Source organism: Tsukamurella pulmonis (assembly GCF_900103175.1).
GTDB lineage: Bacteria > Actinomycetota > Actinomycetes > Mycobacteriales > Mycobacteriaceae > Tsukamurella > Tsukamurella pulmonis.
In genome coordinates, this window is the sequence record NZ_FNLF01000002.1 from 585,074 (window position 1) to 606,335 (window position 21,262).

At 68.9% G+C, this 21,262-nt stretch carries 15 protein-coding genes and 2 pseudogenes; 12 read left to right on the top strand and 5 right to left on the bottom strand.

Going from position 1 to position 21,262, the window contains the following annotated elements; translation table 11 throughout:
* Window positions 1–36: 36 nt before the first annotated feature.
* Window positions 37–1,983 carry an acetate--CoA ligase gene (acs, locus tag BLQ62_RS03110; RefSeq protein WP_068565002.1) on the bottom strand — a complete coding sequence of 649 codons (1,947 nt, stop codon included), beginning with the start codon at window positions 1,981–1,983 and terminating at the stop codon, window positions 37–39.
* A gap of 305 nt (window positions 1,984–2,288) precedes the next feature.
* Between acs and BLQ62_RS03115 the strand changes: the two genes are divergently transcribed.
* From BLQ62_RS03115 to BLQ62_RS03135, 5 genes are read left to right on the top strand one after another with little or no spacing between them, the layout of a single operon-like run.
* On the top strand, window positions 2,289–3,833 hold the full coding sequence (locus BLQ62_RS03115) for a peptide ABC transporter substrate-binding protein (RefSeq protein WP_082756339.1): 1,545 nt from the start codon (window positions 2,289–2,291) through the stop codon (window positions 3,831–3,833).
* Between the two features lie 4 nt (window positions 3,834–3,837).
* Window positions 3,838–4,764 carry an ABC transporter permease gene (locus BLQ62_RS03120; RefSeq protein WP_068564999.1) on the top strand — a complete coding sequence of 309 codons (927 nt, stop codon included), beginning with the start codon at window positions 3,838–3,840 and terminating at the stop codon, window positions 4,762–4,764.
* On the top strand, window positions 4,757–5,707 hold the full coding sequence (locus tag BLQ62_RS03125) for an ABC transporter permease (protein WP_068564998.1): 951 nt from the start codon (window positions 4,757–4,759) through the stop codon (window positions 5,705–5,707). Before BLQ62_RS03120 ends, BLQ62_RS03125 begins: the two co-directional genes overlap by 8 nt.
* On the top strand, window positions 5,707–7,452 hold the full coding sequence (locus BLQ62_RS03130; RefSeq protein ID WP_068532183.1) for a dipeptide ABC transporter ATP-binding protein: 1,746 nt from the start codon (window positions 5,707–5,709) through the stop codon (window positions 7,450–7,452). The genes BLQ62_RS03125 and BLQ62_RS03130 overlap by 1 nt, the downstream gene beginning before the upstream one ends.
* A 39-nt stretch (window positions 7,453–7,491) precedes the next feature.
* Complete coding sequence (locus tag BLQ62_RS03135; protein ID WP_068564997.1) at window positions 7,492–8,229, top strand: Fic family protein; 738 nt, start codon at window positions 7,492–7,494, stop codon at window positions 8,227–8,229.
* Between the two features lie 459 nt (window positions 8,230–8,688).
* Here BLQ62_RS03135 and BLQ62_RS03140 read toward each other — a convergent pair whose 3' ends face one another.
* A complete protein-coding gene (locus BLQ62_RS03140) occupies window positions 8,689–9,510 on the bottom strand; it encodes an HAD family hydrolase (RefSeq protein ID WP_068564996.1) in 822 nt (273 codons plus the stop codon).
* A gap of 148 nt (window positions 9,511–9,658) precedes the next feature.
* Here BLQ62_RS03140 and ssd point away from each other — a divergent pair, with 148 nt between their 5' ends.
* The 5 genes from ssd to BLQ62_RS03165 all read left to right on the top strand — a co-directional run bounded on the left by ssd (window position 9,659) and on the right by BLQ62_RS03165 (window position 14,774).
* A complete protein-coding gene (ssd, locus tag BLQ62_RS03145; protein WP_068564993.1) occupies window positions 9,659–10,750 on the top strand; it encodes a septum site-determining protein Ssd in 1,092 nt (363 codons plus the stop codon).
* The gene (locus tag BLQ62_RS03150; RefSeq protein WP_231857572.1) at window positions 10,747–11,994 is read left to right on the top strand and encodes a TadA family conjugal transfer-associated ATPase; all 1,248 of its coding nucleotides are present in this window, start codon (window positions 10,747–10,749) and stop codon (window positions 11,992–11,994) included. Before ssd ends, BLQ62_RS03150 begins: the two co-directional genes overlap by 4 nt.
* Window positions 11,995–12,279: 285 nt before the next feature.
* Window positions 12,280–13,041, top strand: coding sequence for a hypothetical protein (locus tag BLQ62_RS03155; RefSeq protein ID WP_139184146.1), 762 nt, complete (start codon window positions 12,280–12,282; stop codon window positions 13,039–13,041).
* Between the two features lie 130 nt (window positions 13,042–13,171).
* Complete coding sequence (locus BLQ62_RS03160; protein WP_139184147.1) at window positions 13,172–14,311, top strand: helix-turn-helix domain-containing protein; 1,140 nt, start codon at window positions 13,172–13,174, stop codon at window positions 14,309–14,311.
* A 67-nt stretch (window positions 14,312–14,378) separates the two neighbouring features.
* Window positions 14,379–14,774, top strand: a complete 396-nt coding sequence (locus BLQ62_RS03165) for a hypothetical protein (protein WP_068564987.1) — start codon at window positions 14,379–14,381, stop codon at window positions 14,772–14,774.
* A 158-nt stretch (window positions 14,775–14,932) separates the two neighbouring features.
* On the opposite strand, the pseudogene phoA reads toward BLQ62_RS03165, so the two are convergent.
* The 3 genes and pseudogenes from phoA to BLQ62_RS03180 all read right to left on the bottom strand — a co-directional run.
* A pseudogene (phoA, locus tag BLQ62_RS03170) lies at window positions 14,933–16,300 on the bottom strand (alkaline phosphatase); the annotation flags it as partial.
* A gap of 21 nt (window positions 16,301–16,321) precedes the next feature.
* Entirely contained in the window at window positions 16,322–17,647 is a 1,326-nt protein-coding gene (locus tag BLQ62_RS03175; RefSeq protein WP_068568956.1) for an ISL3-like element ISPfr2 family transposase, read from the bottom strand.
* Between the two features lie 628 nt (window positions 17,648–18,275).
* Window positions 18,276–18,587, bottom strand: coding sequence for a putative quinol monooxygenase (locus BLQ62_RS03180; RefSeq protein WP_003941073.1), 312 nt, complete (start codon window positions 18,585–18,587; stop codon window positions 18,276–18,278).
* Window positions 18,588–18,695: 108 nt separating this feature from the next.
* On the opposite strand from BLQ62_RS03180, the gene BLQ62_RS03185 reads away from it, so the two are divergent.
* Window positions 18,696–19,637 (top strand): GlxA family transcriptional regulator, encoded by a 942-nt coding sequence (locus BLQ62_RS03185; protein WP_068568955.1) that lies wholly within the window; start codon window positions 18,696–18,698, stop codon window positions 19,635–19,637.
* Window positions 19,638–20,160: 523 nt separating this feature from the next.
* A pseudogene (locus BLQ62_RS03195) lies at window positions 20,161–21,244 on the top strand (ISL3 family transposase).
* The last annotated feature ends 18 nt before the right edge of the window (window positions 21,245–21,262 follow it).

The window sequence follows — 21,262 nt, forward strand, 5'->3', positions numbered from 1 at the left end:
GACGTTACCGCCCTCGGACGCTCGAAGCGAGGTGATTCAGCTCCGCTGCTTGCGGATGTTCTCGAAGACCGTCGGGTCGACCAGCGTCGACGTGTCGCCCAGCTCGCGGCCCTCGGCCACGTCCCGGAGCAGGCGGCGCATGATCTTGCCGGAGCGGGTCTTCGGCAGCTCGGGCACGATGTTGATCTCGCGCGGCTTGGCGATCGGCGAGATGTCCTTCGAGACCTGGGCGGTCATCTCGGCGATCAGCTTGTCGGGATCGGAGTCGTCGACGCCCTGGCGCAGGATGACGAACGCCGCGATGGCCTGACCCGTGGTCGCGTCCGAGGCGCCCACGACGGCCGCCTCGGCGACGGCCGGGTGCCCGACGAGCGCGGACTCGACCTCGGCGGTCGAGATGCGGTGGCCCGAGATGTTCATGACGTCGTCGACGCGGCCCAGAACCCAGAGGGCGCCGTCCTCGTCGTACCGCGCACCGTCGCCCGCGAAGTACCAGCCCTGGTCGGCGTAGCGCGACCAGTAGGTGTCCACGAACCGCTCCGGATCGCCCCAGATGCCGCGCAGCATGGCCGGCCACGGCTTGTCGAGCACGAGCAGTCCGGATTCGCCGCGGGGCAGGCTGTTCCCGTCGTCGTCGACGATGTTCGCGCTGATGCCGGGCACCGGCTCCATCGCCGAACCGGGCTTGAGGCTCGTGGTGCCGGGCAGGGGCGCGACCATGGCGGCACCGGTCTCCGTCTGCCACCAGGTGTCGACGATCGGCGCCGAGCCGCCGCCGATGACGTCGCGGTACCAGCGCCAGGCCTCGGGGTTGATGGGCTCGCCCACCGAGCCGAGCACGCGGATCGAGCTCAGGTCGTGCGCGTCCGGGATCTCGCGGCCCCACTTCATGAACGTGCGCACCAGAGTGGGCGCGATGTAGTAGATCGAGACGCCGTACTTCTCGATCACCTCGAAGTGCCGGTGCTCGTTGGGCGAGTTCGGTGTGCCCTCGTAGACGATCTGCGTGGCGCCGTTGGCCAGCGGGCCGTAGACGATGTACGTGTGGCCGGTGACCCAGCCGATATCGGCCGTGCACCAGTACACGTCCTTCTCCGGCTTGAGGTCGAAGAGGTAGTGGTGCGTGTACGCGGCCTGCGTCAGATAGCCGCCCGAGCTGTGCACGATGCCCTTGGGCTTGCCCGTGGTGCCGGAGGTGTAGAGCAGGAACAGGGGGTGCTCGGCGTCGAAGGGCTCGGGGGTGTGGTCCGACGATGCCGCGCCCACCGACTCGTGCCACCACACGTCGCGGTCGTGCCAGTCGATGTCGTTGCGGCAGCGCTGCACGACGATGACCTTCTGGACCGACTGCGCCTTCCGGCCGTCGACGTCCATGTCGAGCGCCTCGTCGACGTTGGCCTTGAGCGGCGCGGGCTTGCCGCGGCGGAACTGGCCGTCGGTGGTGATGACGACCTTGGCCTCGGCATCGTCGACCCGGGAGCGCAGGGCGGCGGCCGAGAAGCCGCCGAAGACCACGGAGTGGGTCAGGCCCAGGCGCGCGCACGCGAGCATCGCGACGATGGCCTCGGGGACCATCGGCATGTAGATCGCGACGCGGTCGCCGGCCTGCAGGCCCAGCGAGCTCAGGTAATTGGCCGCGCGGCTGACCTCGTCCTTGAGGTCGCTGTAGGTGAGGTCGCGGCTGTCGCCCGGCTCGCCGACCCAGTGGATCGCGACGCGGTCACCGTTGCCCGCGTCCACGTGCCGGTCCACGCAGTTGTACGCGACGTTGAGCTTGCCGCCCACGAACCACTTGGCGAACGGTGCGCCACTCCAGTCCAGGACCTCGCCGAACGGAGTGTCCCAATGCAGGCGGTCGGCCTGCTCAGCCCAGAAGCCCAGACGATCCGCATCGGCACGGTCGTACAATTCCCTACCGTGCGTGTTGGCCTGAGCTGCGAATTCAGCGGAAGGCGGGTAAGCGGCTGTCGCGGAATCAGTCATGGGTCAATCGTAGGGAGGGCGCCCGCAGCAGTCAGGGGAAAGAGGAAAATCGGCGTTCCCAGGGGCGGGTTGCAGCGGGTTGCGCTCGGCTGGGGCGGAAAATCAGTGGCGGTCGGCGCCCGGTTCGGTTAGCGGTGCTGCCGGTTACCGGGACAGCGCGGGGCAGCACACATAAAGTGCTGTGCACCGAAAGTCGGCCAACTCAGGCGGAGGTAGTTGTGGGAATTCGAAGTAGGCGGCGATCCGGGGTGCGGGCGATCCTCGCAGTCGCGGTCGCCGCGAGCCTGGCGGTGTCCGGGTGCAGCATGGAGGGCGCGCGGTCGCAGAACACCGTCGGGCCCGATGCGATCGTGCGCGTGAACGGCGGCGAGCCGCAGAGCGGGCTCGTCCCGTCGGACACCAACGAGAACATGGGCGGCCGTGTCCTGGACATGATGTTCACCGGGCTGTACTCGTACCAGGCGGACGGAACGCCGGTGCTGGCGAACGCGGAGTCGGTCGAAACCACCGACAACAAGCACTTCACGGTCAAACTCAAGCGGGACTGGACCTTCCACGACGGCACCCCCGTCAAGGCGTCGAACTACGTGCGCGCCTGGAACTTCGGTGCCGCGATCGGCAACCTGCAGAAGCAGCAGAGCTTCTACGCCCCGATCGCCGGCTTCGACGAGGTCTCCGAGAAGGGCGCCACGAAGACCGAGATGAGCGGGCTGAAGGTGATCGACGACTACACCTTCACGATCGACCTCGCCGCGCCCAACATCGACTTCAAGCTGGCGCTGGGGTACGTCCCGTTCGTGCCGCTGCCCGACGTCTTCTTCACGGAGGGCAAGGAGAAGTTCGGCCAGAATCCGGTGGGCAACGGGCCCTACAAGCTCAAGCAGTGGCGGCACAACGTCCAGCTCGAGACCGTGCGCTACGAGGACTACAAGGGGCCCAAGCCGAAGAACGGCGGGCTCACCTTCGTCATGTACGAGTCCTACGACCCCGCCTACGTGGATCTGACCTCGGGGAACCTGGACGCGCTCGACACCATCCCCAACAGTGCGCTGCGGTCCTTCCAGAAGACGCTGGGCAAGAAGGCCATCGTGCGCCCGACCGCGCAGACGCAGTCCTTCGTGATCCCGGAGTTCCTCGAGCACTTCGGTCCCGACGAGGAGGGACGCCTGCGACGGCAGGCCATCTCGATGGCCATCAACCGGCAGCAGATCATCGACGTGGTCTTCCAGGGGTTCCGCAACCCGTCGCTGGAGTTCACCGCCCGCTCGATCCCCGGATGGAGCGGGGACCTGCCGGGCAACGAGACCGTCAAGCACAACCCGGAGCTGGCCAAGCAGCGGTGGGAGCAGGCGAACGCGATCAAGCCGTGGAGCGGCGAGTTCACCATCGCCTACAACTCGGACGGCGACCACAAGCAGTGGATCGACGCGGTGACCAACCAGATCCGGAACACCCTGGGCATCGAGGCCGCGGGCAAGCCCTACCCCACGTTCAAGCAGATCCGCGACGAGCTGACCAAGAAGACGCTCAAGTCCGCGGGCCGCAACGGCTGGCAGGGCGACTACCCGACGCAGCTGAACTTCCTGGAGTCGAACTACCTCACGGGCGGCGGCTCGAACGACGGCGACTACAGCAACCCGGCGTTCGACGCGAAGATCGCGCAGGCCCAGCAGGCGCTGGATCCCGCGCAGTCGACCCGGCTCATCAACGAGGCCCAGGCCTTCCTGCTGGCCGATCTGCCTGTCGTCCCGCTGTGGGACTACAAGGCGGCGGGCGGCGTCGGCGACGGCGTGAAGGGTGATATCACCTGGAACGGCCGTTTCGACTTCACGAACATCACGAAGGAGTGATGGCATGACCAGATATCTCCTGAGCAGGCTCGGGCAGTTGGTGATCGTCTTCTTCGGCGCCACGCTGCTCATCTACGCGCTCGTGTTCCTGGTCCCCGCGGACCCGATCGCGGCGCTCGGCGGCGATCGCACGCTGCCGCCCGAGGTGGTCGAGGGCCTGCGCGCCCAGTACCACCTCGACCAGCCCTTCCTGGTGCAGTACTGGTACTACATCAAGGGCGTCTTCACGCTCGACTTCGGAGTCTCCTTCTCGGGCCAGCCCGTCTGGGACGTGATGAAGCGCGCCTTCCCGGTCACCGTCAACCTGGCGCTCATCGCGCTGGTCGTCGAGGCCGTGCTCGGCATCTTCTTCGGCGTGCTCGCCGGCCTGAAGAAGGGCAAGTGGTTCGACACGTCGATCCTGTTCGTCTCCCTGATCATCATCGCGGTGCCGATCTTCGTCCTGGGCTTCATCGCCCAGTTCATCTTCGGCGTGAAGCTGCAGTGGTTCCCGGTCACCGTCGGCGGCAACCTGGACTTCTACCACCTGCTGCTGCCGGGCATCGTCCTCGGGCTGGTGTCCTTCGCGTACGTCGTGCGGCTGACCCGCTCGCAGGTCTCGCAGAACCTCACCGCCGACTACGTGCGGACCGCGACGGCCAAGGGCCTGCCGCGCTCGCGCGTCGTCCTGGTGCACGTGCTGCGCAACTCGCTGATCCCGGTGGTGACCTTCCTGGGCGCCGACATCGGCGCGCTCATGGGCGGCGCACTCGTCACCGAGGGCATCTTCAACATCCCCGGCGTGGGCGGCACCATCTACCAGGCCATCATCCGGGGCGAGGCCACCACGGTGGTCTCGTTCGTGACGGTGCTCATCGTCATCTACCTCATCTGCAACGTGGTGGTCGACCTGCTCTACGCCGCCCTCGACCCGAGGATCCGCTATGCCTGACAATCACACCTATCCCGGCCAGGAACGCTTCGTCGCCGCGGCCGACGACGTGGTCGTCGGCGCCATCGACGCCGTCGATCGCGATGTGGAGCCCACCGGCTTCTGGAAGACCGCGTGGCTGCAGCTGAAGGTGAAGCCGCTGTTCTGGGTCTGCGTCGCGCTGCTGACCCTGATCCTGCTCGTCGTGCTGTTCCCCGGCGTCTTCGCCTTCGGCAAGGACCCGCACAAGGCCGACCTCGGCCGTTCCCTGCTCCCGCCGAGCGGCGAGCACTGGTTCGGCACCGATCTGCAGGGCTACGACATCTACGCCCGCACGATCTACGGCGCGCGGGCCTCGGTGCTGGTGGGCGTCCTGACCACCATCGCGGTGGTCGTCATCGGCGGCCTGCTCGGCGCCACCGCCGGTTTCTACGGCGGCTGGCTCGACTCGCTCATCGCGCGACTGTCCGACGTCTTCTTCGGCGTCCCCCTCATGCTGGCCGCCGTCGTGGTCATGCAGATGGTCACCACGCGCACGGTCTACTCGGTGGTGCTCGTATTGGCGATCTTCAGTTGGCCGCAGATCGCCCGCATCGCGCGCTCGGCGGCCATCTCCATCCGCAACGAGGAGTTCATCGACGCCTCGAAGTCGTTGGGCTCGTCGAAGATCCGCACGCTCTTCACTCACGTGATCCCGAACTGTCTCGGCCCGGTGATCGTGGTCGCGACCGTGGCGCTGGGTGTTTACATCGTCACGGAGGCCACGCTGTCGTACCTCGGCATCGGACTCCCCGGCAGCGAGGTCTCCTGGGGTCTCGACATCGCCGACGGGCAAGAACTGCTCCGCGAGGGCACGCCCATCCTGTTCTTCCCCGCGTCCGCGCTGGCGCTCACCGTGCTCACGTTCATGATGCTCGGTGACGTCCTCAGCGACGCACTCGATCCGAAGGCGAGGAAGCGCTGATGAGCGACGAGCACAAGCACGGTCTGGGCAAGATCAAGGACAAGGTCGCCTCAGCCCTGGGTAAGACGCCGTCCCCGCTGCTCGAGATCCGCGACCTGGTCGTGGAGTTCGAGGTGCAGGGCAAGCCGGTCCCCGCGGTGCGGGGCGCCAACCTCACGGTCTACCCGGGCCAGACGGTGGCGATCGTCGGCGAGTCCGGCTCGGGCAAGTCCACCACGGCCGCGGCCGTGATGGGCCTGCTGCAGGGCACCGGCAAGGTGGCGAGCGGGCAGATCGTCTTCGACGGCAAGGACCTGTCGAAGGCCTCGGAGAAGGAGTTCCAGCAGATCCGCGGCAGCGGCATCGGCCTGGTCCCGCAGGACCCGAACAGCAACCTGAATCCGCTGTGGCGCGTCGGTTTCCAGATCAAGGAGACCCTCAAGGCGAACAACGTGGACCAGGGCGACGCCCGGAAGCGGGCGATCGAGCTGCTCACCGAGGCCGGGATGAAGGACCCCGACCGCCGGGTGAACCAGTACCCGCACGAGTACTCGGGCGGCATGAAGCAGCGCGCGCTCATCGCGATCGGCCTGGCCTGCCGGCCCAAGCTGCTCATCGCCGACGAGCCCACGTCGGCCCTCGACGTCACGGTGCAGCGCCAGATCCTCGATCACTTGGACACGCTCACCTCCGACCTGGGCACCGCGGTGCTGCTGATCACGCACGATCTGGGCCTGGCCGCCGAGCGCGCCAGCCACCTAGTGGTCATGTACAAGGGCCGCGTGGTGGAATCGGGTCCGGCGCTGGAGATCCTGCAGGATCCGCAGCACGAGTACACCAAGCGTCTGGTCGCCGCGGCGCCGTCGCTGTCGGCGCACCGCGACGAGGCGTCGGCCGTGTCCGGTGTCCGGGAGGTCGAGGCCGAGACGCTGCACGACGAGGTGCAGGACGACGCCGCGGCGGGCCCCGCCGAGGTCGTCGTGGTCTCGAACCTGTTGAAGGACTTCCCGATCCGTGGTTCGCTGCCCTTCCAGAGCAGCGATTTCCGCGCGGTCGACGACGTGAGCTTCACCATGCTGCGGGGCACCACCACGGCGGTGGTGGGCGAGTCCGGATCCGGTAAGTCGACGGTGGCACGGATGGTGCTAGGTCTGCTCGAACCGACCAGCGGCACCGTCGAATTCGACGGGAAGGACGTCACCAGCCTGCGCGGGGCGGAGGCCAAGGAGTTCCGGCGGCGGGTGCAGCCCGTCTTCCAGAACCCCTACGGTTCACTGGATCCGATGTACTCGATCTACCGGGCGATCACCGAGCCGCTGGTGGTGCACGGGATCGGGGACAAGGCCTCGCGCCTGGCGCGGGCCAAGGACCTGCTCGAGATGGTGGCCCTGCCGACCGACACCATGCACCGCTACCCGAACGAGCTGTCCGGCGGTCAGCGTCAGCGCGTCGCCATCGCGCGCGCGTTGGCGCTCAACCCGGAGGTCATTGTGCTCGACGAGGCGGTCTCCGCGCTCGACGTGCTCGTGCAGGCGCAGATCCTCACGCTGCTCGAGGGGCTCCAGAAGGAGCTGGGCCTGACCTACCTGTTCATCACCCACGACCTGGCGGTGGTCAAGCAGATCGCCCACCAGACGCTGGTGATGGCGGGCGGCAAGGTGGTCGAGGCCGGCCCGACGGATCAGGTCTACGACAGCCCGACGTCGGACTACACGCGGACGCTGATCGCGGCGATCCCCGGTGGTTCGATCGAGCTGGCGGGCTGAGCAGAGGGGACGCGCGACGAGCGGGCTAGGGTGGGGCGTGTGACCGACCCGCTGAGCCCGCTCGTCGCCGTCCCCGCCGTCGCGGAGGCGGCCGCCGCCGCTCGTGAAGCGCTGGCGAAGGTGCACCGTCATCCCGCGAACCGCCGCGAGTGGCGGGCCACGGCCACGGAATCATCCCTGCGCGGGGCCCGCGCCTCCGCCGCGCTCGACGGCGGCGCCGTCGCGCTCAGCCGCGACGAACTGATCAACGACCCGGTGCTCGCCGGCGCCATGCGCGCCTACCAGGCGATCGACGGCGACCTGCTCGACGCGACCGTCGGCGTGTGGCGGCGCGCGCCGCTGCAGGTACTCGCCCGGTTGCACACACTGGCCGCGGCGGAGCTGGTCGACGGTGACGACGAGCGCCTCGGCCGGCCCCGCGCCGGCACGGGGGAGCGGCTGGGGCTGCTCGCGCAGCTGGTGACCGGGGGTACGCAGGCGTCCGCACCGGTGGTGGCGGCGATCGTGCATGGCGAGCTGCTCTCGCTGCGCCCGTTCGAGGTGGCCGACGGCGTGGTCGCCCGCGCCGCCTCCCGCCTGGTGACGGTGGCGTCGGGACTCGATCCGCACGCGCTCGGCATCCCCGAGACGACCTGGCTCAAGTTCGCACCGAGCTATGCGGACGCCGCGGACGCCTTCGGCATGGGCGATCCCGACGGGGTGGTGGCCTGGGTGGTGCTCTGCTGTCAGGCCCTGGAGGCCGGCGGGCTGGAGGCGCTCGCGCTCGCCGAGCGCTGATGCGGATCACCGTGCCGCCGTGCGTGACCGGGGCGCGCGGCCCCGGACATGCGCAACGGCGACCCGGCCTGAGCTGAGGAATCGCACTCGAGGTGCTGTCCTCAGAACGGGTCCGAATCGCCGTTCGCTAGCACGGATCCCGGTTACCAAGCGTGCGTCAGGGTGGGCTGTATTACGGCCTCGGCGTCAACCGGTGGAGAGACCCACTATCCGCAGGTCTTGTGCTGACCACTCAAATTCCCCGGTGGCGCAGGCTCACAGCGCTTTCCGCCATAGGTGGCGAGCTCCGCGTGGGTGCCTGGTGTCCGTGCTGGGAGCCTTGACGCTCAGGAACCCTCGACCTTCTCTTCCGGTGGGGGTTTGGCTTTGCGCCGCTCCGTGACTCCTTTCTACCCTGTGAGCGCCGTCACAGCAAGGGGTGGAGCGGAAAAATTTCGGAGCAACTGCTACCGGTGGGTATCAGTGCTTCTTCCGGTGCAGCGCAAGGTAAGTCGCGACGCCCGCGCCCGCGGCGACCACGCCGAGGCCGGCCGTCGCGAGCACCGAGTTCCGCGACGGCGTGGGCAGCCGGTCGCGCAACGGCGTGGGGTTGGAGAAGGAGACGACGGGCCAGCCGCGCTCGGCCGCCTCCTTGCGCAGCGCGCGGTCGGGGTTGACCGCGGTGGGATGCCCGACCGCGGCCAGCATCGGCACGTCGGTGATGGAGTCCGAGTACGCGAAACTCTGCTCGAGGTCGTAGCCGTGCTCGGCGGCGAGCGCCTTCATCGCGGTCACCTTGTTCTCGCCGTAGCAGTAGAACTCGACCTCGCCGGCGTACTTGCCGTCCTCGACCTTCATCTTCGAGGCCGCGGAATGATCGGCGCCGAGCATCTCGGCGATCGGCGCGACCATCTCCTCGCCCGAGGCGGAGACGATCACCACGTCGTGCCCGCGGGCGTGGTGCCCGGCGATGAGCTCGGCGGCCTCCGCGAAGACGAGGGGATTGACCACGTCGTAAAGCGCCTCGCGCACGATCGAGGTCACCTGCTCGACGTTCCAGCCCTCGCACATCTGCGTGAGGTGATCGCGCATCCGCTCCATCTGGTCGTGATCGGCGGCCGTCAGCATCATCAGGAACTGGGCGTAGCTGGACTTGAGCACGGCGCGGCGGTTGAGCAGGCCCTCGTCGAAGAAGGGACGCGAGAAGGCCAGCGCGGACGACTTCGCGATGATCGTCTTGTCCAGGTCGAAGAAGGCGGCGACCCGGCGCACCGGGGCCTCGTCGGGCGCGGTAGGGCTCACGCCGATCAGCCTACCGGTGTCGCGCCGCCGAGCGCCTGGCAAGAGCGGAGACCGGATTCCTCCACAACTTTCTGGAATCGGACACGTTCATTCACAGGCGGGGCCGATCCGGGGCGAACCGGACACCCCTATCGGCGACGGTGGTGCCATGCGGGGAATCGAGATCGGGATGGCGGTGGCGGACGGGCCGCTCGCCGACGACGTGCGTCGCGCGGCCGCCGCGGCAGCGCGCTCCGTCACGGACATCGATCGCGGCAGGCCCCGCGCGGGCTGGGCGTCGGCGGCGGGACTGGTGCTGGACCTGGCGGCCGCCACGGCGATGGCGGAGGCGGCCCGCGCCGGTGGACTGCCCCGCAGGGACGGCGTCGCCATCGTGGCCGCGCAAGCGGGCATGGCGGAGTTGGCAGCCGCCGTCGAGGTCGGGGCGGCGCACGTCTTCGTCCTCCCGGACCAGGTCCGGGACCTGGCCCGGTTCCTCGCCGCGCGCGAACAGGACGACGGTGCCCGCTCCCGCGTCGTCGCCGTCCTCGGCGGGCACGGCGGGGCGGGGGCGTCCGTCCTGGCCGCGGCGGTCGCGGTGGCGGCACCCGGCCGCGGCGTCACGGCGCTCGCCGTCGACGCCGATCCCTGGGGCGGCGGCCTCGACCTGCTGCTCGGTTGCGCCGACGTGCCCGGCCTGCGATGGGGTGATCTCGCGCTGCGCGGCGGGCACGTGCCGGCCGAGGCGCTGGTCGCGGCGCTACCGGGGCGGGTGGGTGCCCTCGCCGTGCTGGCCGCCGGCGGTACGGCGGGCGGCGCCGCGGGTGGCGCGATGGTGCCGGAGATCCCGGTGGAGGGGCTGCTCGCAGTCATCGATGCAGGGCGCCGCAGCGTGGGGGTCACCGTGGTCGATCTGCCGCGCCGCAACGATCCCGCGACCGCCGCGTGCCTCGAGGTCGCCGATGTGGTGGTCGTCGTGGCCTCGGCCACGGTGCGCGGATGCGCCGCGGCCCGCGCGGTGGCCGGTGGGGTGGCGGGACGCGCGCGGCAGGCCGCGCTGGTGGTGCGTGGTCCTGCTCCCGGCGGGCTCTCGGCGCGGGACGTGGAGCGCGCCGTCGGCCTGCCCCTGCTCGCGTCGATGCGCCCGCAGCCCGGGCTCGCCGCGCAACTCGACGGCGGGGGACTGCGGCTGCGCCGGGGAACGCCGCTGGCCGTCGCGGCGGGGCGCGTGCTCGACGGTGTGCGCCGGGGTGCGGCATGAGCGCGCCGGGCCCCGGTGCCGACCTGCTGGCGCGGGTGCGTGAGCGGCTCGCGCACTCCGCGACCGTACTCACGCCCGATGTCATGGCCGCCGCGCTGCGCGCCGAATGCGGAGGCGTGCTGGGGGATACGGACCTGCTGGACGGCCTCGCCTATCTCGAGACCGAGCTCGTCGGTGCGGGCCGACTCGAACCGCTGCTCGCCGATCCGGCCGTCGCGGACGTGCTGGTCTGCGGGCCCCACCGGGTCTGGGTGGACCGCGGCGCGGGCCTCGAGTGCACCGACGTCGTCTTCGAGGACGACGACGCCGTCCGCCGGCTCGCCGCTCGGTTGGCGCTCGCGGCGGGCCGTCGCCTCGACGACGCGCAGCCCTGGGTCGACGGACATCTCCCGGCGGGGCCGGGAGGGCGCGCCGGGAGCGGGATCCGGCTGCACGCGGTGCTGCCGCCGCTGGCGCACCGCGGTACGTGCATTTCGCTGCGCGTGCTGCGGCCCGCGACCCAGACGCTGGATTCGCTCATCGACGGCGGGGCGGTGCCCGCCGAAGTCGCGCCCCTGGTCCGCCGTGTCGTGGCGGCGCGGCTGGCCTTCTTGGTGGTCGGCGGCACCGGCAGCGGGAAGACCACCCTGCTCAACGGGCTGCTCGGCGCGATCGATCCGGCCGAGCGGGTGCTCTGCGTCGAGGACGCGCACGAGCTCGACCCCGTCCATCCGCACGTGGTCTCACTGCTCGCACGCGGTGCGAACGTCGAGGGCGTGGGTGAGGTGACGGTCCGCGACCTCGTCCGGCAATCCCTGCGGATGCGGCCCGACCGGATCGTCGTCGGCGAGGTGCGCGGCGCTGAGGTCGTCGATCTGCTGACGGCCCTGAACACCGGCCACGACGGCGGTGCCGGCACCGTCCACGCCAACTCCCCGCGAGAGGTGCCCGCGCGGCTGGAGGCGCTCGCCGCGCTCGGCGGGCTGGGGCGGGAGGCGCTGCACGCACAGGTGGCCGCCGCGTTCTTATCTGTAGCTATCGGTTCGGTGTCCCACTCTGTAGCGGACGGTGTTCTGGGGTCGTGCTGTGTTCGTCTGCGTCAGTGTTATCTGGGCTGTAGCGGATGGTGGGGTTTCAGTCGATGCCGAGTTGGTGTTCCCAGCGGTCCCAGTCGTCGCCGGCGGGGTGGCTCTCGCCGCGGGCTTTGCGGTGGCGTGTGCGTTCCTGAGCGAACCAGGCTTCGACCCAGGGCGGCAGCACAGTGACTCCGTCGTAGAAGTCGTCCCGGATGTCGCTCTCGGTGCCGTCGGGTAAGTCGCGATTGGTGCTCACTCCTATTGGGACGCATCGGCTCGGTGATCGGTTCCCTGCCTTCTCCTCAAATCGGTCGGAGCCGTCGAGTTCGATGGTTGCGCTGCGGCGTGTCCGAACGTCAGGATCGTTACCCCCTCTGCAAGATGGACAGCAAGTTTGGTAACGATTTCTGGGGAGGCGTCATGGTGCGGATCGAAGGGCTGCGTCCGAGGGCGCCGCGAACGCAGGCATTGCGAATGCTGCGGCCGCATATGGTGCCGATCGCTGCGATCGCGCTCGCTGCGGATGAGGCGTGTGCGCAGTTGTGTGAGGCGTTGTACCTGGATCCGGCGTCGCGACGTCGGTACGACTCGAAGTCGCGGGGGCTGCTGACGGCGATGGTGTGGTCGGAGGGGCTGCGCGAGTGGACCAACGCGGTGAACCCGCCGCACGTGCGGCTGCACGAGCCGCACAACTGGACCGAGCTGATCGTGCACGGCAACCTGCACGTGAAGGTCGAGCGGGACACCCCGTGGCGGCAGGTCTCGCAGAGTGAGCGCCAGCGGCTGCGCAAGCAGCAGTGCCAGGACTACACGCTGCCGTTCGACGTGGTGAGCACCGCCGAGTTCGCGGTGACCAACGTCGACCTGTCCGGAACGCTCAACGACGCGAACCGGATCATCGGAGTGCAGGCCCGCACCCGCCTCGGCGAGCGGTACCTGTGGGCCCCGCACGAGGTGGACATCGAGTCGGCGCGCCGCATGCTGGTGGCCTGGCGGCGCCGCAGGGTGCCGTGGCTGATGACTTCCGAGCGGGCGTTGGTGCTGGCCGCAACGGACGAAGCCCGTGAGGAAGCGGCCCGCCTGCGTGCCGAGAATGAGGACCTTCAAGACCGCCTCGCCCGCGCTGAGGCCGACATCGCCGTCCTCGCCCGCAGTGCCGGCCTGGCCGCGGAGCGCAGCCGCTTCGAGGTCCCCACCAACCCGAACGCCGCCGAGGATGCCGAAGCGGACGAGTAGAACCCCAACGGCCGTTCCTCCTCCGTGGTGCGGGTGTGACGGTAGGGATTACCGGTGATCGGGGAATGATTGCGTGGTGTTCGGCACGTCAGCGTGATCCGTGAGGGTGGGAGGGTCTAAGATTTTGGCCATGGGAACGGTGACGGATCTTGATTCGCGGGCGTCGCGTTCGCCGCTGTCGACCGACCGCTGCGCGGTGGCCGCCACATTGAGCGCCACCCGTGAGCGCCGCGGACTGACGGCCAAGCAGGTTGCTGATGCCTTGGGGCGTTCCCCGAGTTACGTCTCGCGCGCTGAGAGCGGCGACGGATCGGTCAGTGGTGCGGATCTGACGTTGTGGGCGCAGGTGCTCGATGTGACCGAGGAGCTGCTGTGCACGGTGTTGCCGCAGGAGCCGCCCGAGGGTGTGCACTTCCGTAGCCAAACTGTCACTAAGCGGTTGCAGGACAGGTTGATTCAGCATGCGAACTTCGCCGGTTGGATGCTCAACCGGTTGCATGAGGACACGTTGGCGACCGCGGTGCATCCGCGGTCGGTGCCGCAGCTGGATGTGGACCTGCTCGATGAGGGGTCGGAGGAGGCCGCGCAGCTGGTGCGGCAGGCGTGGCGCATCCATGGCCCGGTCTCCGACATCGCCGGCCTGCTCGAGAGCGCCGGGATCATGATCTTGCCGATGCCCGCCGATGTGGACAAGGTCGACGCGATCAGCGTCCGCACCACCGGCCCGGTGACCGCTGTGATCCTGCTCAACCCCCACGCGCCGGAGGATCGGCAGCGGCACACCCTCGCCCACGAGCTGGGGCACCTGGTGATGGATGAACTGTCGGGTGTGTCGTTGGGGCTCAAGGAGATCGAGAACCGGGCGGATCGGTTCGCCGCGGAGTTCCTCGCCCCATACGGGTCGTTGCGCGACGAGCTGCGGGGGATCACCCCGGCCCGGATCGACACCCTCGACGATCTGCGGCGCCGGTGGGGGGTAAGCCTGTCGGCGCTGGTGCGCCGCGCGCACGTGCACGCCGACATCACCGAATCGCAGTACCGGTACTGGTTCCGCACCCTCAACGCCCGGAACCTGCTGCGGGACAAGCGGCGATCGACGTACCCGGTCCGGCCGCAGGCGGCCGCGGAGTTCTTCGCCTCACTGCGGAACAGTCGCTACGCCGTCGCCGATATCGCTGCGATCACCGCGACCAGGCCCCGGGAGTTGCAGGACGTGTTCGGCGACTCGTGGCCGTTCCCGCGGCTGCGGCCGCAGCTGAGCAGCGTCTAACCCCGTCCAGGTCGCTGTGCGGGCTATCCGCCGGACGTGGCGTCCGGCGCCGCTTCCACCGGACGCGGTGCATTCGGCCGCAGCCACGCTGCGTGAGCACCAAACCGAGCAGGACGTCGCCGCCGGCGGCGAGGTGCGCCGCCGCGTCGTCTGCGACGACGGCAGGGTCGCGCTCGGCCGCGTCAAGCTCAACCGTCGCCGAAAGGCCCGCCGCACCTACGCGTTCCTGATCTGGCGTGAACACGGCGAGCGTCGTGAGCTGATGCTCGGCGAAGCGACCGCTCGCACCTTCCCGGCCAACCTACGCGCCGCCTGGGATCTGGTGCACGCGCACCGGCTCACCACCGCCGAAGGACGACGCACCTGGCCGCAGACCCGCCACCAGCTCCATGCCCAGGCCGTCCATGACCGCAACGGGAGCGAAGGGCCGGACTGCGCAACGCCCCGCGAAACGCACTCGTGATAGCCACCTACGCCGAGTTGCGGGTGGCGCCGCTGAACACGATGCTCCGTCGGCCCGGGACATCGAGCCGGGCTGTCCGGCCGGCGATCATGCCGACCGGGATCTCGTCCAGTCGGTCCGCGAAGGGTGATCGCGAACGCGTGGCCGTGGCTTGCCTCCTACTTCTTGGCCCGGTCCAGGCCGAGTACGTCGGTGATGTAGAAGAACGGGTCGGTCTGGTCGGTGACGCCGACGACGTTGGCGGCGCCGGGGCCGTACGCGGCGATGCGGACCTGGCCGCCGGTGTGCTGCTCCTCGCCCGGGTCGAGCGACGTGCCGTAGTTGACCGTGAGCAGGCCGCCGTCCTTGGTGTTGAGCGTGCGGGTCAGGCCCGGGGTGACGGAGCCGGTCTCGACGATCTGGCTGGTGTGCGCGTGATCGCCGGTGACGATGACCAGGGTGTCCTTGTCCTTCTTCGCGAAGTCGAGCGCCGCGGTGACGGCCTCGGACAGCTGGACGGTCTCGCCGATCTGGCCGCACGGGTCGGCGTCGTGGTTGGCCTTGTCGACGGAGCCGGACTCGACCTGCAGGAAGAAGCCCTTGTCGCCCCCCAGCAGGTCGATCGCCTTCTTGGTCATGGTCTCGAGCTTCGGGGTCGCGGCGAACTCGGGGTTCGGCGAGCAGGTGACGGCCGGCTCCTTGCCGCCCTCCTTGGTCGCGGTGGCCTTGCCCCACAGGCGGGGCAGGTTGCCGTCGGCGAAGACGCCGAGCAGCGGCTTGTCCTGGCCCGCGTCCTTGACGGCGTCGAGCTCCTCACCCGAGCGGACCATCTGGTAGCCGCGCTCCTTGGCCTGCACCTCGAGCGTCTTGCCCGCGTACTGGCCGGCGCCGGCGACCTCCTGGAAGGTCTTGAAGCCGCCGCCCAGGGTGACGTCGGCGCGGGCCGCCAGCAGCTGCTCGGTGATCGACCCGAGGCCGCCGTTCTCCAGGGCGTCCGACGCGCACTTCTCCTTGGTGGCGACGGGGCCGTAGCACTTGCGCTGCGCGACGTGCGCGACCTGCACGGCCGGGGTCGCGTCCTGCAGCTCGGTGGTGGTGACGTTGCCCGTCTTGCGGCCGTTGGCCTTGGCGATCTCGAGGATCGAGCGCTGCGCCTTGCCGTTGACGTCCACGCCGACGGCGCCGTTGTAGGTCTTGGTGCCGGTGGCCCACGCGGAGCCGGAGGCGGCGGAATCGGTCGTGTAGTCGGGCTTCTTGGTGTTCTTGTCCAGCGCGTACGTGGTGTAGTCACCCGACAGCGGCAGCTGGTCGATGCCGGGGATCTGGCCGCCGGCGCCCCACTGGTAGTCACGGGCCAGCGTGAGCTCCTGGTTGGCGGTGCCGTCACCGATGATCAGGATGACGTTCTTCGCCTTCGACCGCTGGATCGAATCGGCGATCGCCTGCGTCTGGTCGCCGGCGAGGCGCTTCGCACCCCCGTGGGCGGTGATGTCGCCCGCCGCGGACCGGGTGATGTCCACCTTCGACGCGGTGTCGCCCGAGACCCCCGGGCCCCCGTCGTTACTGGCTCATCCCAATCGGGGGTGTAGGAGTTGGGGTCTGAAGCCGCCGGTCTCGAGCAGGCTTCGGGCGATGTAGTTGGTCAGGTTGCGGAACCCGAGTGCGGAGCCGCGCAGGTGTTCGAGCCGTCCGTTGAGCGCCTCGGTCGGCCCGTTGCTGGTGCCGGGTCGTTCGAAGTAGGCGAGCACGTCAGCGGCTCGCTTCTTCAGGGTCCGGCTCAGGGTGGTGAGCTCGGTGAGCACCTTGGGGACGCCGGCGCTGAGGTCGGTGATCAGCTTCTCCATGAGCTCGCGGCCACGTTGCCGGTCCTCGTGGCGATAGGCGGCGATCATGCGCTGGTAGACACCCCAGGTCGCCTCGACCTCGACGTGAGCGTCATCAACGAACAGCGCGCGTAGCCTGTCGCTCTGCTTGTCGGTGAGCAGGTCCGCGCCGGTGTGCAGCGTGCGCCGCGACTTGTAGAGCGGGTCGTCCCTGAACCCACGGTGCCCGTGGATCGCGAGTTGGACCCGGCGCCGGCACCTGTCGAGGGCGTCACCGGCCAGGCGCACGACGTGGAAGGGATCCATCACCGTGACCGCGTCCGGGATCTCCTCCGCAGCGGCGGTCTTGAACCCGGTGAAGCCGTCCATCGCGACCACCTCGACCGCGTCACGGAAGGCGTCGTCGCGGTCGGCGAGCCAGGTCTTGAACGCCGCCTTCGACCGGCCCTCGACCATGTCCAGCAGCCTTGCTGGGCCGGCGCCATCGCGGACCGGGGTGAGGTCGATGATCACGGTGACATACTTGTCGCCACGCCTGGTGTGGCGCCAGACGTGCTCATCGACGCCAATGACCTTCACGCCCTCGAACCGCGTGGGGTCGTTGATCAGCAGCCGCTTGCCTTCAGCCAGGACCGCGTTGTTGGCGGTGTCCCACGCGACCCCGAGTCCCTCGGCGACACGGGCGACGGTGAGGTGTGCGACCACGATCCCTTCCAGCGCCCACCGCAGCCCGGTGCGCGAGAGCTTCGCGCGTGGCTCCGCAGCGGCGCTGGTGTCTTGGCGCCACACGTGTCCGCAGTCGGCACAGCGGTAGCGGCGCACTACAACTTCCAGCACGGTCGGTCGCCAGCCCAGCGGCTCGTGGGCCAACCGCCGGATCACGGTGTCACGAGCAGCGCCTTCGCTGCCGCACCGTCGGCACCACTGATCTGGTTCCACCACGCGGCACGCTAGGACCGCACGATCCGGTTCAAGTCGTTGTCCGGTCACGCTCAGACCGAGGCCGTCGAGTCGAGCGAAGGCGGTGAGGTCAGGGCGGCCGAAGCCGGCCGGCGGGGTTGTGTCGGTCACGTCGAGGTCTTTCGGATGGATGGCGTAGGAACCTCCGTCGTCGGGAGACCTCGACGTCTATCTGCGGACCGACGCGCCCGGCCGACCTACACCGGCATCTGAGAAGACCCCTGAAACGTCTTCGACGAAGACGGGACCGGCGAGGAGGAGGGCGCGGTGAGCTAAAAGAATGGAGCTTGCTCGGCTTCGACGCCGCCGCAAGCTCCGGTGAAACGGTCGGTACTAGTCGGTCGTCGTCGGTCACCACCGGATGGCGGCGTCCCCCACGCTCGGCGTTCGCGCAGGTCAGCGGCTCGTTCGCCCAGTGGGCGCATCAGGCGATAGACGCAAAGCCGACGTGATTAGGTCGTCGGTTCGATTCCGACAGGCGGCTCCGGCGAACAGCCCCTGACCTGCGGAAACGTAGGGCAGGGGCGGTTCGGTTCTGATGGTCGCGCGATGCGCTGGCCTCACGGCTCTGCCCGACACCCGACGTCGCTCTCCTCTGCGACGGACCCCTCGCCGGATGAACGCTCGGACATCCTGTCCGTGTGCCGATAGGCCTCGCACCGCTCGGCAACGCAGCGTGGCGCTGCGTCGCGACCTGGCGACGGCTCGGCGGGGCGCGATCGTCTCGTGCGTTGGCGGACTACGGAAGCTTGGACGCGAGGACGTCGGCCGCCAGGATCTCGGGTGCTGCGCCGAGGAGGTGCTGGTTGGCCATCAGGGCTGCGACGATGGCGCCGTTGGCGTGGGCGTCGCGAGCGGCCTCGTCGGGGAATGCATCGAAGATCCAGAAGGTGTCGGCGTGGGTCCTGACCGCGAACCAGACAATCGTTCCTACTTCTTCGTTGGCGAGCGCGACAGCGCCGGCGAGCAGATCGGCGAGCGCGTCGTGCTGTCCATCGGCCGCGACGATCTTGGCGACGAAGGCATACGGAAGTGATGCGGGTGTGGACATGAGGGGTTCTCCTAGGTGTCGAGGTTTCTTGGTGAAGCGAGTTCAGCGTATGACGAGCAAGGGCATGTGAGAAGTGGCGTATACGGCAGTATTGCTATTGTTGGCGCCATGCGTATCGGACTGATCGCGATCGACGGCTGCTTCGGTTCGGCTGTCGCGTCGATCATCGACATCGTGCGGGTGGCCGACGGAGCCCGCAGCGATGTCGACCCGCGGATCGACGCGATCGAACTCGCCATCCTCGGACCGAAACGGCGAGTGACCACGACGGCATCGATGACCCTGTCGGTGGACCACCCGCTGTCGGAGTCCGGAGAGTTCGACGTGGTCGTCGTCCCTGCGCTTGGAACCCTCACGGCCGCCGCGACCCACGACGCCCTCCAGAGCCGAGATGCTCGTTCGGTCATCGCCTCGCTCGGGCGCCTCGACGAGGCGACCACCCGGATCGCCGCGGCGTGCACCGGCGTGTTCGCTGTCGCCGAGACTGGACGGATGCATCATCGGCGGGCGACGACCAGTTGGTTCCTGGGGCCGGAGTTCCTGAAGCGCTATCCGACCGTCGCCCTCGATCTCGACACCATGGTCGTGGTCGACGGGAACCTCGTCACCGCCGGCGCCGCGTTCGCCCACATCGACCTCGCGCTCTCACTCGTGCGATCGATCAGCCCCGACCTGGCCCAACATGTCGCCAAGCTCCTCATCATAGACGAGCGTCCGTCGCAGGCGGCCTTCGTCGCCTACGAACATCTCCGGCACGAGGACCCGATCGTCGTCGAGTTCGAACGCTTCGTGCGCGCCCGCCTGGACGAACCGTTCAACGTCGCCTTCGTCGCGCAGTCGCTCGGCACCAGCCGGCGCACCCTCGAACGACGAGTCCGTGCGGCGCTCAACCTCACTCCGCTCGGCTTCGTCCAACGGCTTCGCATCGAACGAGCTCGGCACCTCTCAGCAACCACGGACCTCACCTCCGCCGAGATCGCGCTACGGGTCGGCTACGCGAACGCCGAGACTCTGCGCTCCCTCCTGCGCAGGGAGCGACGCCGTTCCTGACCTATCGCCATGCCTGTAGCCAGTGTCCTAGCGCTCGGTTGGAACCACCTCTCAGCACGTCGCGTCGACGCTCCTGCGTCGCCCCTGGACGACCCACTCGACACGCCCGCAGCACAGGCCGTGTGACGTGCCCCAGCTTCCCGGACGGTCGGGGTTGGGTGGCTGTGATGTCGCTGCGTTCTCGTCGAGGGGGTCAGCAGACCCGATCAGGGTCGATTGGGATGAGCCGCGAAGGCGGTGAGGTCAGGGCGGCCGAAGCCGGCCGGCGGGGTTGTGTCGGTCACGTCGAGGTCTTTCGGATGGATGGCGTAGGAACCTCCATCGTCGGGAGACCTCGACGTCTATCTGCGGACCGACGCGCCCGACCGACCTACACCCTCATCTGGGAAGAGCCTCGTTGGCTCTTCCCAAGCGAGAGTGCATGAGCGGGTCCGCCGCTGACGTGGCGCGGCACAAGATGTAGAGGGCCCCGGGGTGTGACGATGAAGGTTCCTACGCCATCTCGATCACACTCCGAGGACCTGTGTCTGAGCCTACGTCGTCTCTGCTTGCCGATACCATCTGCCGTGCCATCGATCTGGGGGTCAGCGTCGTCGACGCTGCCACCGCCGATGACGTGACGCACCTGTGGTGCGAGGTCCTCACGCCTGACCTGGAATGCCCGGGCTGCGGCGAGGTCTCGGCGTGGTGCGCGATCACATCGTCCGCGAGCTGGTGGACCTGCCGGTCTGCGGTGCCCGTTCGGTGCTGCACGTGGCCCGCAGCATCTCACGGGTGTTCGGGAACTCGGCGTTGATGAGCACAAGTGGAAGCACGTCCGCGGCAACGGCGATTCCTCGTGGGTGACGGTCCTGGTGGATCTGACCCCCGTGCGTGAGGGCACCGGTCCCGCCCGGCTGCTGGACATGGTTGCCGGCCGCTCCGCGCAAGCCCTCCGCGGCTGGCTTCAAGAGCGCGATCAAGCGTTCCGGGACCGGATCAAGGTCACCGCGATGGACGGGTTCGGCGGCTACCACACCGCCGCAGCGCAGGTACTCGCCGCAGCGCGAACGGTGATGGACCCGTTCCACGTCATCCACCTGGCGGCGGACAAGGTCACCGGCTGCCGGCAGCGGCTGCAGCAGGCGATCTGCGGGCACCGCGGCCGCTCCGGGGACCCGCTCTATGGGATTCGCCGGATCCTGCTCACCCGGCCTGCTCTCCTCGCCGACAAACAGCAGGTCAAGCTCGATTCGGCGTTGGCTGCTGATGAGCGTCACGTCGCGGTCGAGGTCACCGCCCAGGTGTATCAGGATCTGATCGCCGCCTACGAGCACCCTGACCGACGGGCAGGGAAGATCGCAATGTTCAAGACTCTCAAACGAATCCACACCGGAGTCCCCGCCGGGCTCGACGAACTCGCACAGCTCGGCCGCAGCCTCTTGAAACGCCGCCGAGAGATCCTGGCGTACTTCGACACCGGCGTCAGCAACGGCCCGGTCGAGGCAATCAACGGACGACTCGAGCACCTGCGTGGCATCGCCCTGGGCTTCCGCAACCTCGAGCACTACATCTTGCGGTCGCTACTGCACTCCGGTCAGCTCGCCGACCGGGTCAACGCACTCTGAAATGAGAAGAGCCACTGA

Bases quoted from the DNA above. Each gene is read 5' to 3' on its own strand.
- acs (WP_068565002.1), bottom strand. From the start codon at position 1,983: ATGACTGATTCCGCGACAGCCGCTTACCCGCCTTCCGCTGAATTCGCA.
- BLQ62_RS03115 (WP_082756339.1), top strand. From the start codon at position 2,289: ATGGAGGGCGCGCGGTCGCAGAACACCGTCGGGCCCGATGCGATCGTG.
- BLQ62_RS03120 (WP_068564999.1), top strand. From the start codon at position 3,838: ATGACCAGATATCTCCTGAGCAGGCTCGGGCAGTTGGTGATCGTCTTC.
- BLQ62_RS03125 (WP_068564998.1), top strand. From the start codon at position 4,757: ATGCCTGACAATCACACCTATCCCGGCCAGGAACGCTTCGTCGCCGCG.
- BLQ62_RS03130 (WP_068532183.1), top strand. From the start codon at position 5,707: ATGAGCGACGAGCACAAGCACGGTCTGGGCAAGATCAAGGACAAGGTC.
- ssd (WP_068564993.1), top strand. From the start codon at position 9,659: ATGCGGGGAATCGAGATCGGGATGGCGGTGGCGGACGGGCCGCTCGCC.
- BLQ62_RS03150 (WP_231857572.1), top strand. From the start codon at position 10,747: ATGAGCGCGCCGGGCCCCGGTGCCGACCTGCTGGCGCGGGTGCGTGAG.
- BLQ62_RS03155 (WP_139184146.1), top strand. From the start codon at position 12,280: ATGCTGCGGCCGCATATGGTGCCGATCGCTGCGATCGCGCTCGCTGCG.
- BLQ62_RS03160 (WP_139184147.1), top strand. From the start codon at position 13,172: ATGGGAACGGTGACGGATCTTGATTCGCGGGCGTCGCGTTCGCCGCTG.
- BLQ62_RS03180 (WP_003941073.1), bottom strand. From the start codon at position 18,587: ATGTCCACACCCGCATCACTTCCGTATGCCTTCGTCGCCAAGATCGTC.
- BLQ62_RS03185 (WP_068568955.1), top strand. From the start codon at position 18,696: ATGCGTATCGGACTGATCGCGATCGACGGCTGCTTCGGTTCGGCTGTC.